18 protein-coding genes are annotated in these 22,507 nt (G+C 37.5%); 17 read left to right on the top strand and 1 reads right to left on the bottom strand.

The genetic code is table 11. The annotated features are described in order from the left end of the window. The first annotated feature begins 63 nt into the window (after positions 1–63). From T529_RS0100930 to T529_RS0100970, 9 genes are all read left to right on the top strand, one after another. Complete coding sequence (locus tag T529_RS0100930) at positions 64–1,002, top strand: D-2-hydroxyacid dehydrogenase (RefSeq protein WP_033161729.1); 939 nt, start codon at positions 64–66, stop codon at positions 1,000–1,002. Positions 1,003–1,071: 69 nt separating this feature from the next. Beyond that, positions 1,072–2,115, top strand: a complete 1,044-nt coding sequence (locus T529_RS0100935) for an LD-carboxypeptidase (RefSeq protein WP_033161730.1) — start codon at positions 1,072–1,074, stop codon at positions 2,113–2,115. Between the two features lie 149 nt (positions 2,116–2,264). After that, positions 2,265–3,437: an MFS transporter gene (locus tag T529_RS0100940; RefSeq protein ID WP_033161731.1), complete on the top strand. Its 1,173-nt coding sequence runs from the start codon at positions 2,265–2,267 to the stop codon at positions 3,435–3,437. A gap of 131 nt (positions 3,438–3,568) precedes the next feature. Next, the gene (locus T529_RS0100945; protein WP_033161732.1) at positions 3,569–4,129 is read left to right on the top strand and encodes a TetR/AcrR family transcriptional regulator; all 561 of its coding nucleotides are present in this window, start codon (positions 3,569–3,571) and stop codon (positions 4,127–4,129) included. Then, the gene (locus tag T529_RS0100950; RefSeq protein WP_033161733.1) at positions 4,129–5,613 is read left to right on the top strand and encodes a DUF6937 domain-containing protein; all 1,485 of its coding nucleotides are present in this window, start codon (positions 4,129–4,131) and stop codon (positions 5,611–5,613) included. The genes T529_RS0100945 and T529_RS0100950 overlap by 1 nt, the downstream gene beginning before the upstream one ends. Further along, entirely contained in the window at positions 5,613–7,001 is a 1,389-nt protein-coding gene (locus tag T529_RS0100955; protein WP_033161734.1) for a glycoside-pentoside-hexuronide (GPH):cation symporter, read from the top strand. The genes T529_RS0100950 and T529_RS0100955 overlap by 1 nt, the downstream gene beginning before the upstream one ends. A gap of 1 nt (position 7,002) precedes the next feature. Next, entirely contained in the window at positions 7,003–9,342 is a 2,340-nt protein-coding gene (locus T529_RS0100960) for an alpha-galactosidase (protein ID WP_033161735.1), read from the top strand. A gap of 124 nt (positions 9,343–9,466) precedes the next feature. Next, positions 9,467–10,528 carry a 3-deoxy-7-phosphoheptulonate synthase gene (locus T529_RS0100965; protein WP_033161736.1) on the top strand — a complete coding sequence of 354 codons (1,062 nt, stop codon included), beginning with the start codon at positions 9,467–9,469 and terminating at the stop codon, positions 10,526–10,528. A 108-nt stretch (positions 10,529–10,636) separates the two neighbouring features. Beyond that, positions 10,637–11,500, top strand: coding sequence for an HAD-IIB family hydrolase (locus T529_RS0100970; RefSeq protein WP_033161737.1), 864 nt, complete (start codon positions 10,637–10,639; stop codon positions 11,498–11,500). 52 nt (positions 11,501–11,552) lie between these two features. On the opposite strand, the gene cls is transcribed toward T529_RS0100970, so the two are convergent. After that, positions 11,553–13,091: a cardiolipin synthase gene (gene cls / locus T529_RS0100975; protein WP_033161738.1), complete on the bottom strand. Its 1,539-nt coding sequence runs from the start codon at positions 13,089–13,091 to the stop codon at positions 11,553–11,555. A gap of 151 nt (positions 13,092–13,242) precedes the next feature. On the opposite strand from cls, the gene clpB reads away from it, so the two are divergent. The 8 genes from clpB (at position 13,243) to T529_RS0101015 (ending at position 22,140) form a co-directional block, all read left to right on the top strand. Then, positions 13,243–15,810 carry an ATP-dependent chaperone ClpB gene (gene clpB, locus T529_RS0100980; protein ID WP_033161739.1) on the top strand — a complete coding sequence of 856 codons (2,568 nt, stop codon included), beginning with the start codon at positions 13,243–13,245 and terminating at the stop codon, positions 15,808–15,810. Between the two features lie 102 nt (positions 15,811–15,912). Further along, positions 15,913–16,647 carry an RsmE family RNA methyltransferase gene (locus T529_RS0100985; protein ID WP_033161740.1) on the top strand — a complete coding sequence of 245 codons (735 nt, stop codon included), beginning with the start codon at positions 15,913–15,915 and terminating at the stop codon, positions 16,645–16,647. Beyond that, positions 16,647–17,420 carry a hypothetical protein gene (locus tag T529_RS0100990; protein ID WP_033161741.1) on the top strand — a complete coding sequence of 258 codons (774 nt, stop codon included), beginning with the start codon at positions 16,647–16,649 and terminating at the stop codon, positions 17,418–17,420. The genes T529_RS0100985 and T529_RS0100990 overlap by 1 nt, the downstream gene beginning before the upstream one ends. Positions 17,421–17,423: 3 nt before the next feature. After that, entirely contained in the window at positions 17,424–18,716 is a 1,293-nt protein-coding gene (gene mtaB, locus T529_RS0100995) for a tRNA (N(6)-L-threonylcarbamoyladenosine(37)-C(2))-methylthiotransferase MtaB (RefSeq protein WP_033161742.1), read from the top strand. Between the two features lie 3 nt (positions 18,717–18,719). Then, positions 18,720–20,192 carry a Mur ligase family protein gene (locus T529_RS0101000; RefSeq protein WP_033161743.1) on the top strand — a complete coding sequence of 491 codons (1,473 nt, stop codon included), beginning with the start codon at positions 18,720–18,722 and terminating at the stop codon, positions 20,190–20,192. Beyond that, positions 20,182–20,823, top strand: a complete 642-nt coding sequence (gene deoC / locus T529_RS0101005; protein WP_033161744.1) for a deoxyribose-phosphate aldolase — start codon at positions 20,182–20,184, stop codon at positions 20,821–20,823. Before T529_RS0101000 ends, deoC begins: the two co-directional genes overlap by 11 nt. Before the next feature lie 91 nt (positions 20,824–20,914). Next, positions 20,915–21,100, top strand: a complete 186-nt coding sequence (gene rpsU / locus T529_RS0101010) for a 30S ribosomal protein S21 (RefSeq protein WP_033161745.1) — start codon at positions 20,915–20,917, stop codon at positions 21,098–21,100. Positions 21,101–21,165: 65 nt separating this feature from the next. After that, on the top strand, positions 21,166–22,140 hold the full coding sequence (locus T529_RS0101015; protein ID WP_033161746.1) for a PhoH family protein: 975 nt from the start codon (positions 21,166–21,168) through the stop codon (positions 22,138–22,140). Positions 22,141–22,507 lie beyond the last annotated feature (367 nt).

Below are 22,507 nucleotides of genomic sequence, written 5' to 3' on the forward strand. Positions count from 1 at the left end.
TTTTAATTGCTCTTGAGAGTCTGAAAACCTATAGTATAATGAAACCTGAAAGTAGGTGTGTTTATGAAAAAAGTATTAATGACAATAACGGATTTTACTCAGGAAGAAAATAATCAATTACATGACATTGCAGGATTAGATGTCATATTTAAAGATAAGGCTGATATTACTAAAGAAGATATCAAGAATGCTGATGCAGTTGTTGGTAATATTGAGCCATCACTGCTTAAAGATGAAAATCTGGAATGGTTTCAAAGTGAGAGTGCAGGGGTCAACCAATATTTGAATGTTCTTGATAGAAAGTGCTTGCTGACTTGTGCAACGGGTTCATATGGCATTGCCATTAGTGAATACATGATTGCCATGATGCTTAATATCATGAAGCGCATCCCAGCTTATTATAAAGATCAAGAAAATCAGCGCTGGATTAACGAAGGTCGTGTAATCTCACCAATAGGCAAGCGTATTCTCGTGGTTGGTACGGGTGATATCGGCAAGCAATTTGCGAAACGTGCGAAAGACTTGGGCGGTCATATTGTTGGCATGCGAAGAAGAGAAGGGGATATTGAAGGCTTTGATGAGATGTATACGATCGATGCCTTAAAAAGAGAAGTCGCTTTGGCTGATGTTATTGCCATTAGTCTGCCTGCCTCTAAACATACTTACCATCTTTTTAATAAGGAGATTCTGAGTTCTTGTAAAAAAGATGCCATATTGATGAATGTAGGAAGAGGTAATGTTCTTGATACAAGTATCTTGAAAGATGTTGCCAACCAATTTTTAGGCATTTGGCTAGATGTTCTAGAAGAAGAGCCATTACCTGCAAATAGTCCTTTATGGCATATAGACAACTTATATATTACACCACATATTACTGGTGGCTATCAGCTTGATATCACCCTTAAGAATCTCTATAAGATTGTAAGACATAATATGATTGCCTATGCAGCAAATACAGAAATGGTGAGTAGAGTTGATAGAAAATGGGGCTATGCTCAATAAAGTCATGACCTTTATGAAATCAATACAAGAGGGCTGAAAGCGTTCAGTCGAAATGAGGAGAATGAAGAAATGCGAATACCTGAATATATTAAACCGGGGGATACGATAGCTTTTAGTGCACCATCATGTTCCTGCGCAAGCGAACCGGCAAGAAGCATGATGCATGATGCAAGGGATGTTTTGATTAAGCGTGGCTATAAAGTCATTATTGGCAAGACTTGTTATTTAGAGGACGGTAAAGGGATTGCAACAAATCCATATGATGCGGCAAAAGAACTCATGGACTTCTATCTAGATGACAATATTAAAGCCATCATTGCGGCTGGTGGGGGAGAACTCATGTGTGAAACAATCTCCCATGTTGATTTTAGAAAGCTGAAAAGGGCAAAGCCCAAATGGTTTGTCGGGATATCGGATAATACCAATATGGTCTTCACTCTCGCAACGCTTTGCAATACTGCTGCTATTTATGGACCGGTTGTACCTGACTTTCGTATACCGCTTACACGTCGAGAAGAAGATACATTAGGAATAATGGAAGGTAAAATCAAGAAGGTTTATGGCTATGAGAAGTTTGCTTCGCCTGAAAAAGGCTATTTGCATTTAGCTGATCATGAAAAATATCATCTTGATACACCTAAGATTCTTCATAATTATTTACCAGTAAAAGGATCAATGCAAGAAGTCCATAATATGCCTATTAATATGAAAGGGATGCTATTAGGGGGATGTCTTGATGTTCTTGCAAACCTATGTGGGACAAGATTTGACGAAGTAAAGAAGTTTGTTCGTTATAAGAAAATCATCTGGGTTCTTGAAGCATGTGACCTTAATCCAATGGGGATTAGAAGAGCTATATGGGAACTTGATGAAGCAGGATGGTTTAAAAATACAGCTGGCTTTGTGATTGGAAGACCGTTGACAGCTCGTCAGATGGAAATTATGGGTGTTAATCAATATAATGCTGTCTATGAACCGTTAGAAAAGTATGGAGTACCAATTATTATGGATGCTGATATCGGTCATATCAATCCTAATATGCCTTTAGTCATTGGTGCTTATGCTAGTGTGTCAGCCTATAATAATACTATTGAAGTTAATATGGAATGTTGAATTGATGATTGAAATAAGGCAGTGAAAAACTGTCTTTTTTGTCTTTAATGAGATGAAAAGTATGCGGAAAGAAAATTTCTATTTTAGAAAATAGCACATTTACTGAACATTTTTAATTATAGTTATTGTTGTTGAAGAGGTGCTTGGTTATGAAACGTTTACAAATGAAATATAATTTAGTACAGATGCTCTATTGGGTTGCCACATGTTCATTAACAGGTTATATTGCTGTCTTTTTGCAATGGAAAGGACTCAGCAATACAGAAATAGGCATTGTTACAGGTATGGGCTGTATTTTATCTGTTGTTGTAGGACCATTTGTCAGTGGTCTGATTGGGCAAATAGAACATCTTACCATCAATAAGCTCTTGACAATCATTATTATCTATCAGATGTTGATATTCTTATTGATTACTTTCCTAAAACTACCTGCTGTTATCATCATGATACTCGATATCTCCATTATTACATTGAGCTATGCTTGTGTCCCTTTGCTTTCAATGATTTGTATGAATCATTTAAAAGTAGGGCATTATATTAATTTTGGCTTAGCTCGTGGCTTAGGCTCAATTGCTTATGCGACAACAGCATTCTCGCTTGGTCTTCTTGTAGATAAGATCAATCCATCATTGCTTGTCTTGTTCTTTGTTGTTGGTATGGTGTTGCTGTTGGTTGACTTGTATACGATTGAAGAAATAGCAATCAATAGTGATGCAAAGACTGATACTCATATCTCTGTATTCAAGTTCATAAAAACATATCGTTTCTATTTTGTCATTCTTCTAGGCTTTGGTATCACCTTTGGTGCTTCTGCCATGCTTTCTACATACCTCATTAACATCGTCAAGAGTCTAGGAGGCACAACATCATTCTATGGCATTGCGGTCTTTGCCATGGCTGCAAGTGAACTGCCTTTTATGGCAATAACTCATACACTGCTCAAACATTTTAAGAGTGAACAGCTATTTGTTGTAGCAGGAATAATGTATCTTGTACGTAATCTCTTGATATGCCTTGCACCTAATTTACCTATTTTAATATTGGGCATGCTTTCGCAAGGAGCTAGCTATGGCCTGTTTACTGCAACAATAACTTACTATGTTTCCGACCATATTGATATAAAACATGAAATGATGGGACAAACAATGATTTCTATGATGTCAACCGGATTAGGTTCTTTTATGGGTAATGTCATGGGTGGACTATTACAGGACTGTTTTGGCTTGTCTATTATGCTTATAGCTGGACTTATCATGACACTTATTGGTTCATTGATTCTTGTTGTTTTCTCATTGAAACAACTTAAGACACATGCTTCTTAAGACCATCCAAGGATGGTCTTTTTTGTTATGCAAAGGAAACTAAGAAGAAATATTTAGTTTCTTGCAATCGCTTACATAAAATGCTAGAATGGAAACTGTAAAGATTGTAATAGTTTCCAAAGGAGTAGCACATGGAAGATCTAAAAGAAAACGTGTTACAAGCAACCATAGATGTATTCAAAGAAAAGGGCATAAAGTTTACGATGGATGATATTGCTAAAAAGCTCTCTATTTCTAAAAAAACAATCTATACAGTAACACAGAACAAGAATTCATTAATCAAGGAAATGGTCAAATACTCATTTGAACGCATTAAGGCGAGTGAAGAGGCGGTTATTCAAGATAATAGCTTATCGACGACAGATAAGCTTGAAAAGCTCTTGTCTGTTTTGCCAGAGGGGTATAAGGACCTAGATCTCGCAAGTCTTTATGATCTGAAAGCAAAATATCCCCAAGCCTACAAAGAAGTAGAGAAGGGCTTAGAAACAGGATGGGAAAGCACGATTACCCTGCTTGAAAAAGGCAAGGAAGAAGGTGTCATCAAAGACATCAATATTCCCATCTTCAAGGCAATGTTTGAAGCGAGTCTTGAACGCTTCTTTAAACGTGATGTACTAAAGGCTAATCACTTATCTTATAGCGAAGGACTAGAGATGGTAGTTCATATTTTAATGGAGGGAATTAAGAAATAATGGAAGATAAAAGTAAGGTTATTTTTGGAAATACAATTAGTGACAAAGATTACAAGAAAGCTCTTAAATCAAAGCGTAAGTTTATTAAGAAATTTGGTGATGATAGTCAGGTTAATTACCCCATTCGTATAAAGAAGAATGAAGTATTAGGGAATGTTATTAATCTTTATGATGTGCTCCTACCAGAAGAACTATCTGGTAAGGATGTAGAAAGTGATACGTTTGATGAAAAACAAGGAGTTATTGTCGGAAATATCAGAATGGGATTTGGTCATTACCGTATTTCTATGGCGATGGCAAGCTGTGCCAAGGCTTTGGGCTATAAGCCATACTGGATGGATCTCAACAGCTACCCACAGACAACATGTACGAAAGTGATTTCTGCTCAGAATGACCTCTATTCATTAGGTTCACGTCTTTCCCGCTTTAAGCTTTTCAACAAGTTTGTTTGGGAACCAATGAACTATGAAGGCTTTAGAAAGCTTAGCTATAATGCCAGTGATCAGAAGAATGCTGAACTCATGGCTCCTGTATTTAGGAATGTACCTAAAGATATTCCTGTTGTTGGGACACATTGCTGGCCTGCACAGGCTGCTATTCATGCAGGAATGAAATATGTCGTGGAAGCAATTCCAGATAACTGGCCAATGGCTTTGCATTTGTCTGAAGGCGCAGTTCATACAATTCAATGTCATAATGCCTATTTAGGATACCGTGTCTTAAATGGCATGAATAAAGATAAGGTCCTGCGCCCGATGAATAGTCAGGATATTGTTTATACTGGACACTACATTGATCACGAGCTTGTGGTTAATATTGAGGATGACTGTCAAAGACGAATAGATCGAAAGGAAAATCATGAAGCCATGCGTTTCTTGCTGACGATTGGTGGAGCTGGCGCCCAGAAGGAAATCTTTGCGGCTATCATAAAATATCTCTTACCTTATATCAATAAAGATGAAGCTGTGCTCTATGTCAATGTTGGTGATTATCGCAATGTATGGGATGAGTTGTGTGATGAAATACCAGAAATGAAGGCACATGTTCATGAACATATGGATGACTGGGAAGAAGCAACAGCCTTTGCGAAAGAAGCGATTGATGGCAAGGTTGAAGGTATTCATGCCTTCTATCATCATAATATCTTCCAAGCAGTTTATATCACCAATCTGCTTATGAGAAGCTGCGATGTCCTTGTCACTAAGCCAAGTGAACTCGCTTTCTATCCTGTACCAAAGCTCTTTATTAAACGTGTTGGAAAGCATGAAATGTGGGGTGCAATTCATTCTGCAGAGATTGGTGATGGTACGCTAGAGACAAGAGATATTCCTCATACTTTACAGATGCTTGAGCTTTTCATGAAGGATGATCATTTCCTAATTGATATGTGCAACAATATTATTACAAATAAATCAATTGGCATCTATGATGGAGCCTACAAAGTCATTGAACTAGCTATGAAACAAAAGAGAGGAGAACAATAATGGAGACAAATGAAAAGAAACTGAGCATGAAAGGGAAGCTGAGCTATGGATTAGGTGCTGTTGGAAAAGATATGGTCTATATGCTTTCAGCTAGCTACGTGCTTTATTATTATCAGGACTTACTGCATATCGATGCAGTAGCTATGGGGATCATCCTTCTTATCGCAAGAGTCTTTGATGCTTTTAATGACCCCATTATGGGCGTAATTGTCGCTAAGACAAAGACAAGATGGGGTAAGTTTAGACCTTGGCTATTCTCCGGTACACTTCTTAATGCGATCGTTCTTTATGCATTGTTTGCCACACCTACTTCCTTGAAGGGTGGGGCACTGATTGCCTATGCTGCAATCATCTATATCTTGTGGGGTGTCACTTATACCATGATGGATATTCCATTCTGGAGTATGGTTCCTGCTTTTACTGAACCCGGTGCGGATCGTGAGAATACTTCTGCTTTTGCCCGTAGCTGTTCTGGAGTTGGTTCTGCACTGATTTCTATTTTTACAATGATGTGTGTCTATTCTTTAGGTTCTGGTAATGAGATTGTAGGTTTTAAATGGTTCGGTCTTATTATTGCTTTGTTCTTTGTTGTATTTGAAACAATTGCTTGTATCAATATTAAAGAGACATCAACAGTTGATATGGAAACAGCCAGCGTAAAAGATATGTTTAAGAGTCTTTTCGCAAACGATCAAGCCTTAGCAATTGTTATGACAATTGTTATTGTTAACTTATCAATTTATATTACTTCCAACTTACTTATTTATTTCTTCAAATATGACTTTGGTGGTGCCAACTGGTATAAAAGCTATACTGTCTTTAATACTTTTGGTGGAGCTATGCAGATCTTAGCCATGATGCTGCTTTTCCCACTTTTAAGAAAGTTCATGAGTACGATGAAGATTTTCATGTTATCTTTGATGATGGCGATTGTTGGCTATATTGTTTTATTAGCACTTACCTTTACTTCGATGAATAATGTTGCTTTATTATTCATTCCTGGCTTTTTGATTTTTGCGGCTAATGGCATGCTGATGGTTCTTACAACAATCTTTTTAGCCAATACTGTTGATTATGGAGAATATAAGAATGGACGTAGAGATGAATCAGTCATCTTCTCTATGCAGACATTTGTTGTTAAGCTTGCAAGTGGCGTAGCGGCACTTGTTGCTGCTCTTGCTCTTGCCATCTTCCATTTTGGCAATTCTAGCCAGTCGGCGCATGTCGTCAAGATGGCCACAAGTTCTATTGTTGGCTTACGTATGACAATGACAATCATTCCTATTATCGGACTTGTATTCGGTATACTTTTCTTCAAGAAAAAATATATCCTGACAGCAGAAAAGATGGATGAAATCACTAAGAAAATCAAAAATAAAGAGGCTTAGTATGATAAAACAATACGATCAAAGCTTTGTTCTTGAAACAGCACATACATCCTATATCTTTCGCCTTTTACCAACAAAGCAGCTTGAACATCTCTATTATGGCAAGAAGCTTGCAGTCTCATCTTCAAAGGATATTGAACCATTAATCGAACAACATGCCTTCGCACCAGGAAATACCAATATCTATGATGAAGAGCATCCTGAATATTCTCTTGAAGATATGCGTCTTGAAGCAGGAATGATAGGCAAGGGGGACATCCGTATTCCCTTTGTGGAGATTATTCATGCTGATGGCTCAAGTACAAATGACTTCCTTTTTCAAGAAGCAAAGATTAATACATCCCATACACCTATCCGGACTTTACCTTATGCCCTCAATAATAAAGAAGAACTTGAGGTCACATTAGTTGATGAAGCTTATGCAGTCATCCTAAAGCTCTATTACAACGTCTATCCAGAATATGATATTATTACAAGACGCGCTGTTGTCATCAACAATAGTGATGAAGAAATCAAGGTCAATCGCCTGATGAGTACACAGCTGGACTTTTCTAATCACAACTATGTCTTGACAACATTTAATGGCAACTGGACCAATGAAATGAACAGACATGATCATATTATAGAGAGTGGGATCCATATTAATGCTTCTCTTACAGGATGCTCTTCCTCAAGAGCTAATCCCTTTGTCATGCTTTCAGGCAAACATACAACCGAAGATGATGGTGATGTTTATGGCCTGAATCTTATCTACAGTGGGAACCATTATGAAGCAGTTGAAGTAACAAGCTATGGTAAGATGAGATTTATTGCAGGAATTAATCCTCAGAATTTCTCATTCCTTCTTAAGCAAAGCGATAGCTTCGAATCATGTGAAGCCATCATGTGCTATAGCTCTCATGGCTTTAATGACATGAGCAAACACATGCATGCCTTTATCAATGACTGTATTGTCAGGGGAACATGGCAACATAAAGAGCGTCCCATATTATTGAATTCATGGGAAGCCAATTATTTTAAGATTAATGAACAAAAGCTATTGAGACAAGCTAAAGCAGCCAAAAAGGCAGGCATTGAACTCTTTGTCATGGATGATGGCTGGTTTGGCAAGCGTGACAACGACCAGTCTTCTTTAGGTGACTGGCAATATGATCCTAAGAAACTGCCCCATGGCTTAAAGCATCTTGTCGATAAAATCAATGAGATAGGGCTTGATTTTGGTATCTGGGTTGAACCGGAAATGGTGAATGTTGATTCTTCGTTGTATCGTTCACATAAAGAATGGACGATTGAAATACCTGGTCATAATCAGTCTGAGGGTCGACATCAGCGCATTCTTGATTTATGCAATCCTGAAGTTGTGGGTTATCTTACGGATGTGATGAGTGAGCTCTTTTCCAGTGCCAACATCAAGTATGTTAAATGGGATATGAATCGTACTTTCAGCGATATTTATTCGCAATATCTTCCTTCAAGCCAGCAGCAGGAAGTGTTCCATCGCTATATTATTGGCCTCTATAAGCTTTTAGACAACCTGACAAAAGCCTTTCCTGATATTCTTTTTGAAGGCTGTGCTTCGGGAGGGAATCGATTTGATTTGGGAATGCTTTGTTATATGCCACAGATCTGGGCAAGTGATAATACGGATGCATTATGCCGCTATCATATACAAAACAGTTATACATATGGCTATCCGCTATCAGTCATTTCAAATCATGTCTCTTCTACGCCTAATCACCAGACGTTGCGGACAGCCCCTCTTGATACAAGATATAATATTGCATGCTTTGGTATTTTAGGCTATGAAACAAATCTTGCTGATCTATCAAATGAGGCATTTGAGGAAATCAAAAATCAAATTGCCCAATATAAAGCATATCGTCATACATTCCAGTTTGGAACATTCTATCGTATCAAACAAGATCTTCATAACTGGTGTGTCGTCAGCAGTGATCAAAAGGAAGCAATGGGAATGATCATGCAGGAACTTGTTTCACCTAACCGTCAGTACCATCAGTTTATTGCTAGAGGATTAAAGGAAGAAAGCCATTATCATTTCTTTAATCAAGAGAAGCAATATAATGTAAAGCTTTTTGGTGATCTTATTAATACAGCTTCACCAATTCATATTAAACAAGACTCTTTGGCTCATTATGTCGTTGCAAAGTTTGTGAAAATGCCAGGTGAAGTGGAAGATGTTCATACATCAGGAAGTGTCCTGATGTATGGTGTTAACTTAAAGCAGGCATTTAGTGCGAATGGCTATAGTGAGCAGGTTCGTTATTTCCAGGACTTTGCTTCGCGTCTGTATTTTATTCAAGAAGAATCCAAAATAAAGTAGGATTCTTTTGCTTTATCGAAATATATTTATTGGATTTTATGAAATTAATGAAAATGTGAAATAAATTCTTTTCTTATTCTTAAATTCGTGTATGATAGGTAGTAATTATAAGGAGGAACGTATAATGGAATCAATGACTATGGAATTCGTGAGAAAACTACCTATACCACAGGAAGTCAAAGCACAATATCCTCTCACTGAAGACCTAGAAGCAATCAAAAAGGCAAATGACCAGGAGATTGCCGATATATTTACAGGTAAATCAGACAAATTCTTACTTATTATTGGCCCATGTTCAGCAGATAATGAAGAAGCTGTTCTCGATTATATGCATCGCTTAAGAGGTGTCTATGAAAAAGTCAAAGATAAAATCTTTATCATCCCTAGAGTTTATACAAATAAACCTAGAACTGTTGGTAAGGGATATAAAGGCATGCTTCATCAGCCAGATCCTGAAAAGCCAGAAGATATGCTTGAAGGGCTGCTAGCTATTAGACATATGCATATTCGTGTTATTAAAGAAACAGGCTTCACTTGTGCTGAAGAGATGCTTTATCCTCAGAACCATCGTTACTTATCCGATGTATTAAGCTATGTTGCCTTAGGTGCACGTTCAGTTGAAGACCAGGAACATCGTCTTGTTGCAAGTGGTGTTGGTATTCCAGCTGGCATGAAGAATCCTACTGGTGGTGATCTGAATGTCATGATGAACTCAATCACAGCTGCTCAGGCGCCACAGCGTTTTATATATCGTGGCTGGGAAGTTCAGACACCTGGTAATCCATATGCTCATGCGATTTTAAGAGGATATGTTGATAAATTTGGTAACTCTATGCCTAATTATCATTATGAGACATTGAAAGAAGTCTATAATCTCTATAAGAAGGAAGGCTTAGAGAATCCTGCTGTTATTGTTGACTGCAATCATGCCAATAGCGGAAAAAAATATCAAGAACAGATTCGTATTGCGAAAGATGTTATGCATTCTAGACATGTCTCACGCCGTATCCATAAGCTTGTTAAAGGCTTGATGATTGAATCTTATATTGAAGATGGAAATCAGAAAGTTGAAGAAGGTAAATATGGCTGCTCAATCACTGACCCATGTCTTGGCTGGGAGAAGACTGAAAAATTCATCTATGAACTTTATGATATCATTAAAGAAGATGAAGCTAAGAAAAAATAAATAAGGCTTAAAGGAGTTCAGGAAAACTGAACTTCTTTTTTCTGAATCTGTAAATAGTTTGTAATAGTAAATAAATGGAATAGAATAATAAGACGAAGGTGAAATGAAATGAAAGTATTATTTTATGATGCCGATGGTACGGTCATGACAAAGAATAAAATACCTGATCGTACATATGAAGCATTCAGATTGCTTAAAGCCAATGGTATATTAACAGTCCTTTCGACGGGACGTTCTCTTCCAAGCATTCGCTCAACACCACTTGAAGATCTAGGACTGACAAATTGCATTACTGCTGCGGGAGGATGTGTCATCATCAACAACCAAATCGTTTCCCATGATTATCTTACTGAAGAGCAGCGTGATGAGATTACGGATTATTTTGATCAATACCATGTTCCCTACAACATTGAATGCAATGATGGGCTTTATACAAGAATAGGGGAAAAAGAAAGACAGCTTAAAAGAATGCCAATTACATTGAAAGAGGCAGGCAGTCTATCGGAAGTAGAACGCAATAAAAATAGACGCAGCCGTTTCTTCAAGCAACTTAAGGAAGTTGAAAGCTTCAAGGGCATGCATGCCAATAAGATACACTGGTACGAAGATAAACGTATGTATGATGATGGGATGATCACAAAAAGCATAGAAGATATCCAAAAGCATTTTTCTTCTCGTTATAATGTTAATCCACTTAGCTTTAATGGCAATAAGGGTGGGGGAGAAATTAATGACAAAGCAATCACGAAAAAGAAAGGCGTTGAGATGATTATGAAACATTTTCATATTGATCCAAATGATGCTTATGCCATAGGGGATGGCTATAATGACTTACAGATGCTTGAGAATGTCAATCATGCAATTGCCATGGGCAATGCTCCAAAAGAAGTTAAGCGTGTCTGTGGCTATGTCACAGATTCGATTGATGAAGATGGTTTCTATAATGCTATGAAGCATTTTCATCTCATTTAGGATATCATTGATATCCTTTTTTTCATCTAATAAAAAAGCCAGATTTCTCTGGCTAAAGTAGTGGGGCGAATAATCGTAATACAATATCAATTATTGAACGCCCGCGGCGATGTAAATACTTTTCAGTGACATTTTTACATTCAGTAAGTGTGTTATTGAAGTCAATGATCATATCTTTGATACATGAACACTTGTAAAGAACAGCACCATTTTCAAAATGGTGATAAAGCGAGCGGTAATCAAAGTTGATTGTGCCACATGTCGCAATCTCGTCATCAGAGATAATTTCCTTAGCATGCATAAATCCCGGTGTATATTCATAGATTTCTACGCCGGCTCTGACTAAATTTTGATAATAGCTGCGGGTAACGCGATAAATCGTTTTCTTGTCAGGAATGCCAGGGGTGATGATTTTAACATCAACCCCTCTTTTTGCAGCAAGGGAAAGTTCTCTTGTCATATCGCTTGTAGTAATTAAATAAGGTGTGGTGATATAAATATAATGTTTTGCCCGCTTGATGATATTCAGATAAACATCTTCGCCCGTTGTTTCCTGGTCGAGAGGTGTATCACCATAGGGCTGAATGAAACCATCTGATTTATAGTGTGGTGTCATATAGAGAAAGTTTGTGATATTATCATGGTCATCTTTAATCGCATTCCACATTTCAAGAAAGAGAGCTGTTAATGACTGGACTGCGCTGCCTTCAATACGTATACCAGTATCTTTCCAATGACCATATGGGTGCGTGAGATTGAAATATTCATTTGCGAGATTATAACCCCCCGTAAAGCCAATCTGTCCATCAACAACTGTTATTTTACGATGATCACGGTTATTCATAAAGAAGGAGAGGAAGGGAACAACTTTGTTGAAGACACGGGTGCGAATGCCTAGCTCTTCCATGCGTTCAATAAAGTCCGTATTAATAAAACCAATTGAACCAACATCATCATAGAAGATACGAACATCAACGCCTTCTTTTGCCTTAGCAGCCAAGATTTCCTTAATGGGAGCAAAGCTCTGTGCATCCTCAATGGCATGATATTCCATAAAGATGAAGCGCTTCGCCTGCTTTAAAGCCTCTTTTTGTGCTTCGATGGCATCAGAAGCATTGTTGTAGAAAGTGACATCATTATAACGATAAACAGGAGCATTGGCATATTTATAAAGATATGATGCAATATTGCTCATATAAGGATCTTCTTTCTTTAATGCACTGAGTGTCTCTTCGTTCTGTTTAAGATGAGGATCAATCTGTTGATCGATTGCCTCGATATGCTTACGTACGGCATGGGTTGTAAGACTTGCATCAAAGAGCAAGAACATCAATACCCCTAATACTGGAAAGACTAAGATCAACATAATCCATGGCAGCTTGATATCAGGATTGCGTCTTCCAGCATAAATCAGCAAGGCAATGACAACAGCAATCACCTGTAGGCTTCCAGAAATATAAGGTGATATATCAACAACCTCAGTCATCAGATAAGCAAGCCAGATGACCTGCAGAATAACGGAAACAACGACAAAGAATAATCTCTTCACACTATTCTTGACGTCACCTATCTCTTCATTTGTCATATTCATTTTTATCACATCCTTGATATCATTATAAAGGAAATGAGGAAAAAAAGATAAACTATTTTCATTATTTAGCAATCACCTATTGACAGTGCTAAATATCGCTGTATAATACAGTTAGCACAAAGAAGAATAGAGTGCTAAAGGGAGTGATATTATGAATGAAAAATTCACACAGACAATGCAGGAAGCTTTCGGTAGAGCGGCAAGTTCCGCAATGGCTCTAGGACAGCAGGTCATTGATGTTGAACATCTACTTTATGCGTTATTGGAAGATTCCAGTGGTATTTTTTATCGCGTGCTCTCTAAGTTAGGAATTAGAGTTAATGATGTAAGAGATTATCTTAATGCATCCATAAATAAAAAACCTAATGTAGGTCAGGTAAATGAAAATGATCTACGCATGAGCTATGACTTGAATCAATTAATTGGCAATGCCAATACAATCATGACACAATATAAAGATAGTTATATGTCAGTCGAACACTTGATTCTTGCCTTATTTAAAACCAATACAACATTTATCAATGATTTCATTAGAAGATTCAATCTCAATGAAAAACAAGTAAAGAAGATCATTGATGAAATGCGTGGTGGACATAATGTCGATAATCCAAATCCAGAAAACAACTATGAAGTCTTAGAGAAGTATGGTCGTAATCTTATTCAGGATGTTAGAGATGGCAAGCTTGATCCAGTCATCGGTCGTGATGAAGAAATCAGACGTGTTATCCAGATTCTTAGCCGTAAGACAAAGAATAACCCAATTCTTATTGGTGAGCCAGGTGTTGGTAAGACGGCCATTGTTGAAGGATTAGCTTGGCGTATCTTTAAGAACGATGTTCCTGAGACATTGAAAGGTAAGACTTTGTTTGAACTTGATTTAGGTTCCCTTGTTGCCGGGGCAAAATATCGTGGTGAATTCGAGGAAAGATTAAAAGCTGTCTTAGCTGAAATCAAGAAATCTGAAGGTAATATCATCATGTTTATCGATGAAATTCACCAGCTTGTTGGTGCTGGTAAGACCGATGGTGCCATGGATGCTGCCAACCTCTTAAAACCAATGCTTGCTCGTGGTGAGTTACATTGTATTGGGGCCACAACACTTGATGAATATCGTGAATATATTGAAAAGGATCCAGCACTTGAAAGACGTTTCCAGAAGATTCTTGTTGGTGAGCCTGATATCGATGATACGATTGCGATTCTTCGTGGCTTAAAGGAATCTTTTGAAAGCCATCATGGTGTTCAGATTACCGATAATGCGATTATTGCGGCAGCGCATATGAGTGATCGTTATATTACTGATCGTTTCTTGCCAGATAAAGCCATCGACTTAATTGATGAAGCCTGTGCAAGCGTGCGTATGGAAATTGACTCCATGCCTGAAGAACTTGATAGCTTGACACGTGATAAGAACAGACTGGAAATGGAACGTATTTCTATCGAAAAGGAAGATCAGAGCGAAGATACGAAAGAACGTTTAGCATCCATCCAGGAAAAGATTGCTTCATTGAATGAAAAAATTGCTGGCTTAACAGATAAATGGAAAGAAGAAAAATCCAGCCTTGATCATGTCAAGGAATTGAAGAATGAAAAGCAGCGTCTAGAAACGGCCATGTCACAATATGAAACAGAAGGCAATCTAGAAGAAGCCTCACGTATCAAATATCAGACATTGCCAGTTATTGAAAAAGAAATCGCTGCCCATCAGGAAGCTGAGAAAGAAGATGCCTTATTACAGGAGAAAGTGACTGTGGATACAATTTCTGAAGTCATTTCCCGTTGGACTCATATTCCAGTAAGTAAACTGATGGAAAGTGAAAAGGAGAAATTGTTGCATCTTGAAGACATTCTTAAGAAACGTGTTATGGGACAGGATGAAGCAATCAAGACTGTTACGGATGCCATCTTAAGAAGTCGTGCAGGCATTAATGATGAAAACAGACCAATCGGCTCATTCCTCTTCCTTGGTCCTACTGGCGTTGGTAAGACGGAAGTTGCCAAGGCTTTAGCTGAACAGCTCTTTGATAGTGAACGTAATATTGTCCGTATTGATATGAGTGAATACATGGAGAAATTCAGTGTGTCACGTCTTGTTGGTGCACCACCAGGATATGTCGGCTATGAAGAGGGTGGTCAGTTGACAGAGGCTGTTCGTCGAGCACCTTACAGCATTGTATTGCTTGATGAAATCGAGAAAGCCCATCCTGATGTCTTCAACATTCTCTTACAGTTGTTGGATGATGGCCGTTTGACAGATTCTAAAGGTAATGTTGTTTCCTTTAAGAATACAATTATCATCATGACAAGTAATATTGGTTCACAATACTTATTGAATGGTAATACACCAGAAAACAGAAAACTTGTTGAAGAAGAGTTAAAAGCGCACTTCAAACCTGAATTCTTAAACCGTATAGATGAAATCATCATGTTCAACAGTCTTAATGAATCTGTTGTATATGATATCATTGATAAGTTTATTGGTGAACTTGAAGAACGTTTAAGTGAAAAGAAGATTACCTTAAGTGTGACTGATCGTGCTAAAGCTAAGATTGAAGCTGATGCATATGATGTGACATTTGGTGCCCGTCCAATTAAGCGTTATATCCAGAGTAATATCGAAACGATTCTTGCAAGAGAAATGATTGCTGGTAATGTCAAAGAAGGCGACCATGTCGTTATTGACTATGATCAGAAATTCGTTGTAAGACCGGCAAATTAAGCGAAGAGAAATCTTCGCTTTTTTGCTTTTAGGTGAACACTGTGGTAGAATAGCTTTTCTTCAAGAAAGAGAAATGTTAGAATACATAAGCGGAGGACATTTATGCAAAGATATTTTATCAAGAATACACAAATGCATGATGGCATCATTGAAGCTGATGAAGTCATGTATAAGCATATAGGTAAAGTTATGCGCTATACGAACGGAACACATGTTGTATGCATAGATGAGAATCATAATGTCTATGACTGTACAATTGCGGATGTCGCAAAGGGCATACTTATTAAAGAAAAACGTATCGATGAAGATCATGAACTTGATATCGATGTGACCTTGGTTTATGGTTTGCCAAAAGGGGATAAGTTTGAATTTGTGCTAAAGAAAGCAACCGAACTTGGTGTAAATCGGATTGTCCCATTTATGTGCAAACGTTCAATTATTAGAACTGATGCAAAGAGTCTTAAAAAGAAATATGACCGCTATAATCGCATCATTCAGGAAGCTGCTGAACAAAGCGAACGAGAAATACTGCCTGAAATCACTGAGCTTGCCAATATCAAGACATTGGATCAGTACTTAAGCGAAGTTAATCTTGTCGCCTATGAGGAGGCAAGCAGAAGTCATGAAGAAAGCACATTTCATCAGGCGCTTTCTAAAGTGACTAAGTCCATGACCATCATCGTTGGACCAGAGGGCGGCTTTGATGAAAGTGAAATTGAAGCAATGGAAGCACTAGGCATTAAACGCTGTGGCTTAGGAAAGCGAATATTACGCAGTGAGACAGCACCACTCTATATGTTAAGTGTCATTGGATATGAAAGAGAGCTGAACAAATAATGGGATTCATTGAAAAATTCAACAAGCAAGCAACAATTACTAAACTCAATAAAACACCGCTTTATAAAGAAATAGAAGAACATAAGAATTTATTAAGTGATCACAAGATTGATTTTAAAATTAAACAGGAGATGGATCTCTTTCTTTATGAAGTGATTTATCGTAGCTTCTACAATGAATGGCGAATTAATCGTGCCTGGGATGAATTTAGAGGCGAGTATTACGATACATTCAACTATATTAACTATGAAGAAAAACAGAAGATGTTTAATAATGATCTTGCGCCAGTACTAGAAGAACTTCCACACTTCTATGAGAAAACAAGTGATTTAGATATCTATCTTCCGCAATATGAACCAGAAATCAATCGCTGGTTCATCAAAGACTATAGTCTTACAACACTCAAGCAACACGCGGAAAAGATCAGAAATATGGAAATCAATCCCCATACGCCTCTTGATCTCTATGGCATCAACATGTTTAATACTGCTTTTTCATCATTAGAGAAAGTCTATGACGAAGATGGTTTTATTGCTTATTTCTTCAAAGACCAGGATATGATCTTTATTCTTGAAAAAGAATCATTGGATCTTGTTAATCGTATTTATCTTTCAATGCCAAAAATTGAAAAAGAGATTGAGATTGAAGATGTCAAGAAGATTGCTGCGTTATTTATGGAAGAAAAGAATAAAGATGTACTTGATTATATGTTAGAAAAAGGATTGATGAGTGAGAAAGTCTATAAGAAATTACATAAATTGATTAAGGAGTAAATAATGGCAACAGTAGCATTTCATACATTAGGATGTAAGGTAAATAGTTATGAATCAGAAGGGATGCTTGAACTCTTTAAGAAAAGAGGCTATCAAAGCGTTGACTGGAAAGAAAAGGCTGATGTCTATGTCATTAATACATGTACGGTCACAAATACCGGCGATGCCAAAAGCCGCCAGATGATCAGACGTGCAAAAAAAGAAAACCCTGATGCGATTATTGCGGTTGTGGGCTGCTATGCCCAGGTAGCTAGCGGTGAAGTTGCAGGGATTGAAGGTGTTGATATTGTCATCGGGACAAAGCATCGTGAGAAGATTGTTGATTATATTGAAGATTATAAGGTGAATCATAAACAGATTGTCGATGTTTCCGATGTCATGAAGCTAAAGCAATTTGAAAAGCTTAATATCACATCGTTTGAAAACCGTACTAGAGCTTTTATGAAAATCCAGGACGGCTGCAATAATTTCTGTACATACTGTATCATTCCTTATGCTCGCGGTGGCGTACGGTCAAGAGCTCCGGAAGATGTCTTAAGACAGGCGCAGGAACTTGTGAATCAGGGCTTTGTCGAGATTGTCTTAACAGGCATTCATACAGCTGGCTATGGCATGGATTTAGAAAATTATAGCTTTAGTGATTTACTAAGAGACCTTTCGACAAAAGTAGAAGGATTAAAGAGAATACGTATCTCTTCTATCGAAATGAGTCAGGTGACACCAGAAATCATTAACTTAATAGCCACTTCACCAGTTATTGTTGATCATCTTCATATTCCTATTCAGTCAGGTACAGATGAGACATTAAGACGTATGGCTCGTCATTATACAATAGCTGAATTTGAAGAAAACCTCAACAAACTGAAGACAGCCTTGCCAACGCTTTCTGTCACAACGGATGTTATTGTTGGCTTCCCAGGAGAAACTGAAGAAGACTTCGAACATACCTATAACTGGATTAAGAAATGCCATTTCAATCAGCTGCATGTCTTCCCATATTCAATGCGTAGTGGGACACCTGCTGCAAAGATGGCCGATCAGGTGCCAGGGGACGTAAAGAAAGATCGTGTCAAGCGTTTAATGGCTTTAAGTGATGAATTGAAACATGACTTTGCCTTAAGTCAGGTTGGTAGAACTCTTGAAGTTTTATTTGAAGAGGAAAAAGATGGCTATAAAATCGGTCATGCTTCTAATTATTTACGTGTAAAGGTAAAGGATGATGCAATTAAGCTCAATCATCTTTATGATATCAAGATTACTGCCTGTGATGGGGTGGATCTTTTAGGAGAAAAATAAATCATGAAACGAATCAATGAATTATTTGATGTTGAGGAAGATTTTAAAATTCTATCTTTACATAGTGATTCAAGATATGTTGGTAAAGATTCGATATTCTTCTGTGTTGAAGGCTTAAGTACGGATGGACATAAGTATGCCGACGATGCTGTCTTTCAGGGGGCAAAATGCATTGTGCATTCCAAGCCGCTAAAACGTGAATATCCTGGTGTGCTTTATATCCAGGTTAATGATGTTTTGGCGGAACTGAATCGTGTCGCAAATATCTTTTATGACTATCCTTCATACAAAATGACTGTTTTTGGTGTTACAGGGACAAGTGGTAAGACAATTGTTTCTTTGATGATTAGGGATGTACTTGGTCACTATATTCGTATGGGCTATATGGGAACTAACGATTCTCAGTTTGATAATCGCATTGTGCATTCGCCTTATACAACGCCAGAACCTATCTATCTTCACCGTACCCTTAATGAAATGGTGAAAGCCAATGTCAAAGGGGTATCCTTAGAAGTCTCTAGTTATGGTCTTACTCTCCATAGAGTTGATTCTATTGATTTTGATGTTGCTATATTTACAAATCTCTATCCGGAAAATCTAGATTTTCATGGCACATTAGAGAATTTAATGCGAGCTTATGCGAAATTGTTTATTCGTCTTGACGAAAAGAATACGGTCATTCTTAATGCTGATTCGGTTGTCTTTAATCACTATTTGCAGACAAATGAAGTCATTAAGGCCAAGATTATTACATATGGCATTGAACATCATGCTGATATTATGGCTCATGATATTCGTGAGTTCATCGACCATACTGAATTCATTCTTTTGCTTGATGGTCATATGTTTGATGTTTCTGTACCAATCTTGGGTGGTTTCAATGTACCAATGGTTTTAGCACTTATTGCTGCCTTGAAATCAATGGAAATGCCATTGGAACAGATTATTGAGGCTTTGCAGTATATCAAGCCTATTGATGGAAGAATGGAGCTTTTAGAAACAAATCAGCCATTTGATGTGCTTATCGATTATTGTGCCTATATTCATTCCTATAAGAATATCTTTAAGTTTGCTAGAAAAGTAAAAAGAGGAAAGGGCCGTATTATTGCCGTATTTGGTCCTAGTGGCAGCAGGAACGATGAAAGAGAAGCCGAAATTGCCAGACTTGCGAATGCATACTGTGATCAGGTCATTTTAACTGAACAGGATGGACGAATAGATAATATCCAAGAAGCATGTGAAAAGATGCAAAAATATATCACAAGACCAGTATCAGTCATTATTACGAACCGCCGTATTGCGATTTCGCAAGCTATTGAACTTGCATGTAAAGATGATATAATTCTAATATTGGGAAAAGGTCACGAGCAATTCATGGCATCAAGCTTATCCAACATACCTTATCCAGGTGATAAGTATGTTGCCAAGAGTGCTATCGATATGATCTTTAGAGGAGGAAATGAAGATGAAATATAATAAGTATATTGACCACACAAATTTGGCCCAGGACGCAACTAAAGCAGATATCAAGAAGCTCTGTGATGAAGCTAAGCAATATGATTTTGCGAGTGTCATGGTTAATGCCTGCTGGGTAAAATTCTGTGCTGAAGAATTAAAGGGAACTGATGTTAAGCCTTGTACTGTAATTGGTTTCCCATTAGGCGCAACAACAACTGCTACAAAAGTATTTGAAGCTAAGGAAGCTGTTGAAAATGGTGCTCAGGAAGTGGATATGGTCATTAATGTTGGAGCTTTAAAGGATCATGATGATCAGTATGTTCTTGATGATATCAAGGCTGTTGTTGATGCAACACCAGGAAAAGTGACTAAAGTCATTCTTGAAACATGCTTATTAAGTGATGAAGAAATTATTCGTGCATGTGAACTTTCTGTAGAAGCTGGAGCTGACTTTGTGAAAACATCAACCGGCTTCTCTAAAGGCGGAGCAACTGTGCATGCAGTTGAACTGATGAAGAAGACTGTTGGCGATCGTTGCCAAGTAAAAGCATCAGGTGGCATTCATACACATGAAGAAATGATGGCAATGATTGAAGCAGGTGCAACACGTATTGGTGCTTCTGCTGGTGTAAAGCTAATGGCTGAATAAATATCTCATAATTCGTAAAAAAGTATTGCATTAATGTAATGAGATGTTATAATGACTAACGTAATCTTAGAAGTAAAGGGGGGAATGTCCAATGGCTAAAACTGTAGTAAGAGAAAACGAATCTTTAGATGACGCTTTACGTCGTTTCAAAAGACAGGTATCTAGAACAGGAACCCTTGCTGAAGCTCGTAAGAGAGAATTCTACGTTAAACCTGGTTTAAAGAGAAAAATGAAATCAGAAGCAGCTAGAAAGAATCAGCGCAAAAGAAGAAGATAAAAGTAAGAAAGAAGGTGTAAAGCCTTCTTTTTTTCATGTATAATGATACTAGGAAGTGAACATTTATGGAAAAAAGACTTGAATTAGCGAATTATACAATTGAAGAAATCCAAGCCCTTTGTGGAGCAAATGAAGAAAACATTGCCATTCTTGAAGAAGAATTCAAGACGGATATTATTGTAAGAGGCAACGAGATCATCATTCAGGAAGAAAATGAACAACTAGAAGATGTTATTATGCATTTATTGAAGCTTATTCGTAAGCATATTCGTGTCTCTAAAAAAGAAATTATGAGTGCCATTGCGCTTAGTAAATCCAATCAGCTTAAGGATTTAGAATCTCTTTATTCCATCCAGATTGCAAGAACCCATTCCGGTAAGCTGATTACACCAAAGACAATCGGACAAAGAGATTACTATCTTTCTTTGAAAAATAATGATGTTGTCTTCGCAATAGGACCAGCTGGTACAGGTAAAACCTATCTTGCAGTTATCTTCGCCGTGCAGGCCTTAAAGAATAATGAAGTTAAACGTATCATCCTCACGCGTCCAGCTGTTGAAGCAGGGGAATCACTCGGTTTCTTGCCTGGTGATCTTAAAGAAAAAATTGATCCTTACCTCCGTCCACTCTATGATGCTTTATATGATATGCTTGGCGTTGAGAAGACAGATAGACTGATTGAAAAAGGCATTATTGAAATTGCACCATTAGCCTACATGCGTGGACGTACGCTTGATGATGCTTATGTCATTTTAGATGAAGCACAGAATACAACTAATAATCAGATGAAGATGTTCCTGACCCGTCTTGGCTTTAATTCTAAAATGATCATTACGGGTGATATTACTCAGATCGACTTAGCACATGGTGTTGAAAGTGGTCTGAAGGTTGCTGCAAAGCTTCTTAAAGGCGTCAAAGGCATCAAATTCATCTATTTAAGCGCTCTTGATGTCGTCAGACATCCAGTTGTGGCAAGAATTATCGAACGCTATGATGAAGAAGCAAAAAGAAGAGAAGAGCTCAGAAAGAACCGCATTTAATGCAGTTCTTTTTTGGTGCTGTCAGCACACCAAACATATGTCTCTTCGTATTATAGAACTAGAAGTTATTCAAGTAATAATTCTAGTTTTTTATTTTATCTAGATGTGATATCATTTCACTGAAGAGAAGTTAGTCATTATAACTTGAGACATCCATAAGGTAAGCTCGTAAACAACGATTGATAGCTATGACTATTAATGTATCGTTCTTCTCTTCACTAAATAAACGTACTGACTAGAGGTTGCTTAAATTTAACTTCTAGTCTTTTATTTTGTAGGCATACATTATAATAGACTTAAGAAAGCAGAGAGATCATGTCTTGGAAACACAGCTGTGATTTCGTTAAAAAAAGTTCTCTGCTTCCTT

This window comes from Sharpea azabuensis DSM 18934 (genome assembly GCF_000702165.1).
Taxonomy (GTDB): Bacteria; Bacillota_I; Bacilli_A; order Erysipelotrichales; family Coprobacillaceae; genus Sharpea; species Sharpea azabuensis.

Excerpts from the sequence above, each read along its gene's own strand:
- T529_RS0100930 (WP_033161729.1), top strand. The coding sequence starts at position 64 with ATGAAAAAAGTATTAATGACAATAACGGATTTTACTCAGGAAGAAAAT.
- T529_RS0100935 (WP_033161730.1), top strand. The coding sequence starts at position 1,072 with ATGCGAATACCTGAATATATTAAACCGGGGGATACGATAGCTTTTAGT.
- T529_RS0100940 (WP_033161731.1), top strand. The coding sequence starts at position 2,265 with ATGAAACGTTTACAAATGAAATATAATTTAGTACAGATGCTCTATTGG.
- T529_RS0100945 (WP_033161732.1), top strand. The coding sequence starts at position 3,569 with ATGGAAGATCTAAAAGAAAACGTGTTACAAGCAACCATAGATGTATTC.
- T529_RS0100950 (WP_033161733.1), top strand. The coding sequence starts at position 4,129 with ATGGAAGATAAAAGTAAGGTTATTTTTGGAAATACAATTAGTGACAAA.
- T529_RS0100955 (WP_033161734.1), top strand. The coding sequence starts at position 5,613 with ATGGAGACAAATGAAAAGAAACTGAGCATGAAAGGGAAGCTGAGCTAT.
- T529_RS0100960 (WP_033161735.1), top strand. The coding sequence starts at position 7,003 with ATGATAAAACAATACGATCAAAGCTTTGTTCTTGAAACAGCACATACA.
- T529_RS0100965 (WP_033161736.1), top strand. The coding sequence starts at position 9,467 with ATGGAATCAATGACTATGGAATTCGTGAGAAAACTACCTATACCACAG.
- T529_RS0100970 (WP_033161737.1), top strand. The coding sequence starts at position 10,637 with ATGAAAGTATTATTTTATGATGCCGATGGTACGGTCATGACAAAGAAT.
- cls (WP_033161738.1), bottom strand. The coding sequence starts at position 13,091 with ATGAATATGACAAATGAAGAGATAGGTGACGTCAAGAATAGTGTGAAG.
- clpB (WP_033161739.1), top strand. The coding sequence starts at position 13,243 with ATGAATGAAAAATTCACACAGACAATGCAGGAAGCTTTCGGTAGAGCG.
- T529_RS0100985 (WP_033161740.1), top strand. The coding sequence starts at position 15,913 with ATGCAAAGATATTTTATCAAGAATACACAAATGCATGATGGCATCATT.
- T529_RS0100990 (WP_033161741.1), top strand. The coding sequence starts at position 16,647 with ATGGGATTCATTGAAAAATTCAACAAGCAAGCAACAATTACTAAACTC.
- mtaB (WP_033161742.1), top strand. The coding sequence starts at position 17,424 with ATGGCAACAGTAGCATTTCATACATTAGGATGTAAGGTAAATAGTTAT.
- T529_RS0101000 (WP_033161743.1), top strand. The coding sequence starts at position 18,720 with ATGAAACGAATCAATGAATTATTTGATGTTGAGGAAGATTTTAAAATT.
- deoC (WP_033161744.1), top strand. The coding sequence starts at position 20,182 with ATGAAATATAATAAGTATATTGACCACACAAATTTGGCCCAGGACGCA.
- rpsU (WP_033161745.1), top strand. The coding sequence starts at position 20,915 with ATGGCTAAAACTGTAGTAAGAGAAAACGAATCTTTAGATGACGCTTTA.
- T529_RS0101015 (WP_033161746.1), top strand. The coding sequence starts at position 21,166 with ATGGAAAAAAGACTTGAATTAGCGAATTATACAATTGAAGAAATCCAA.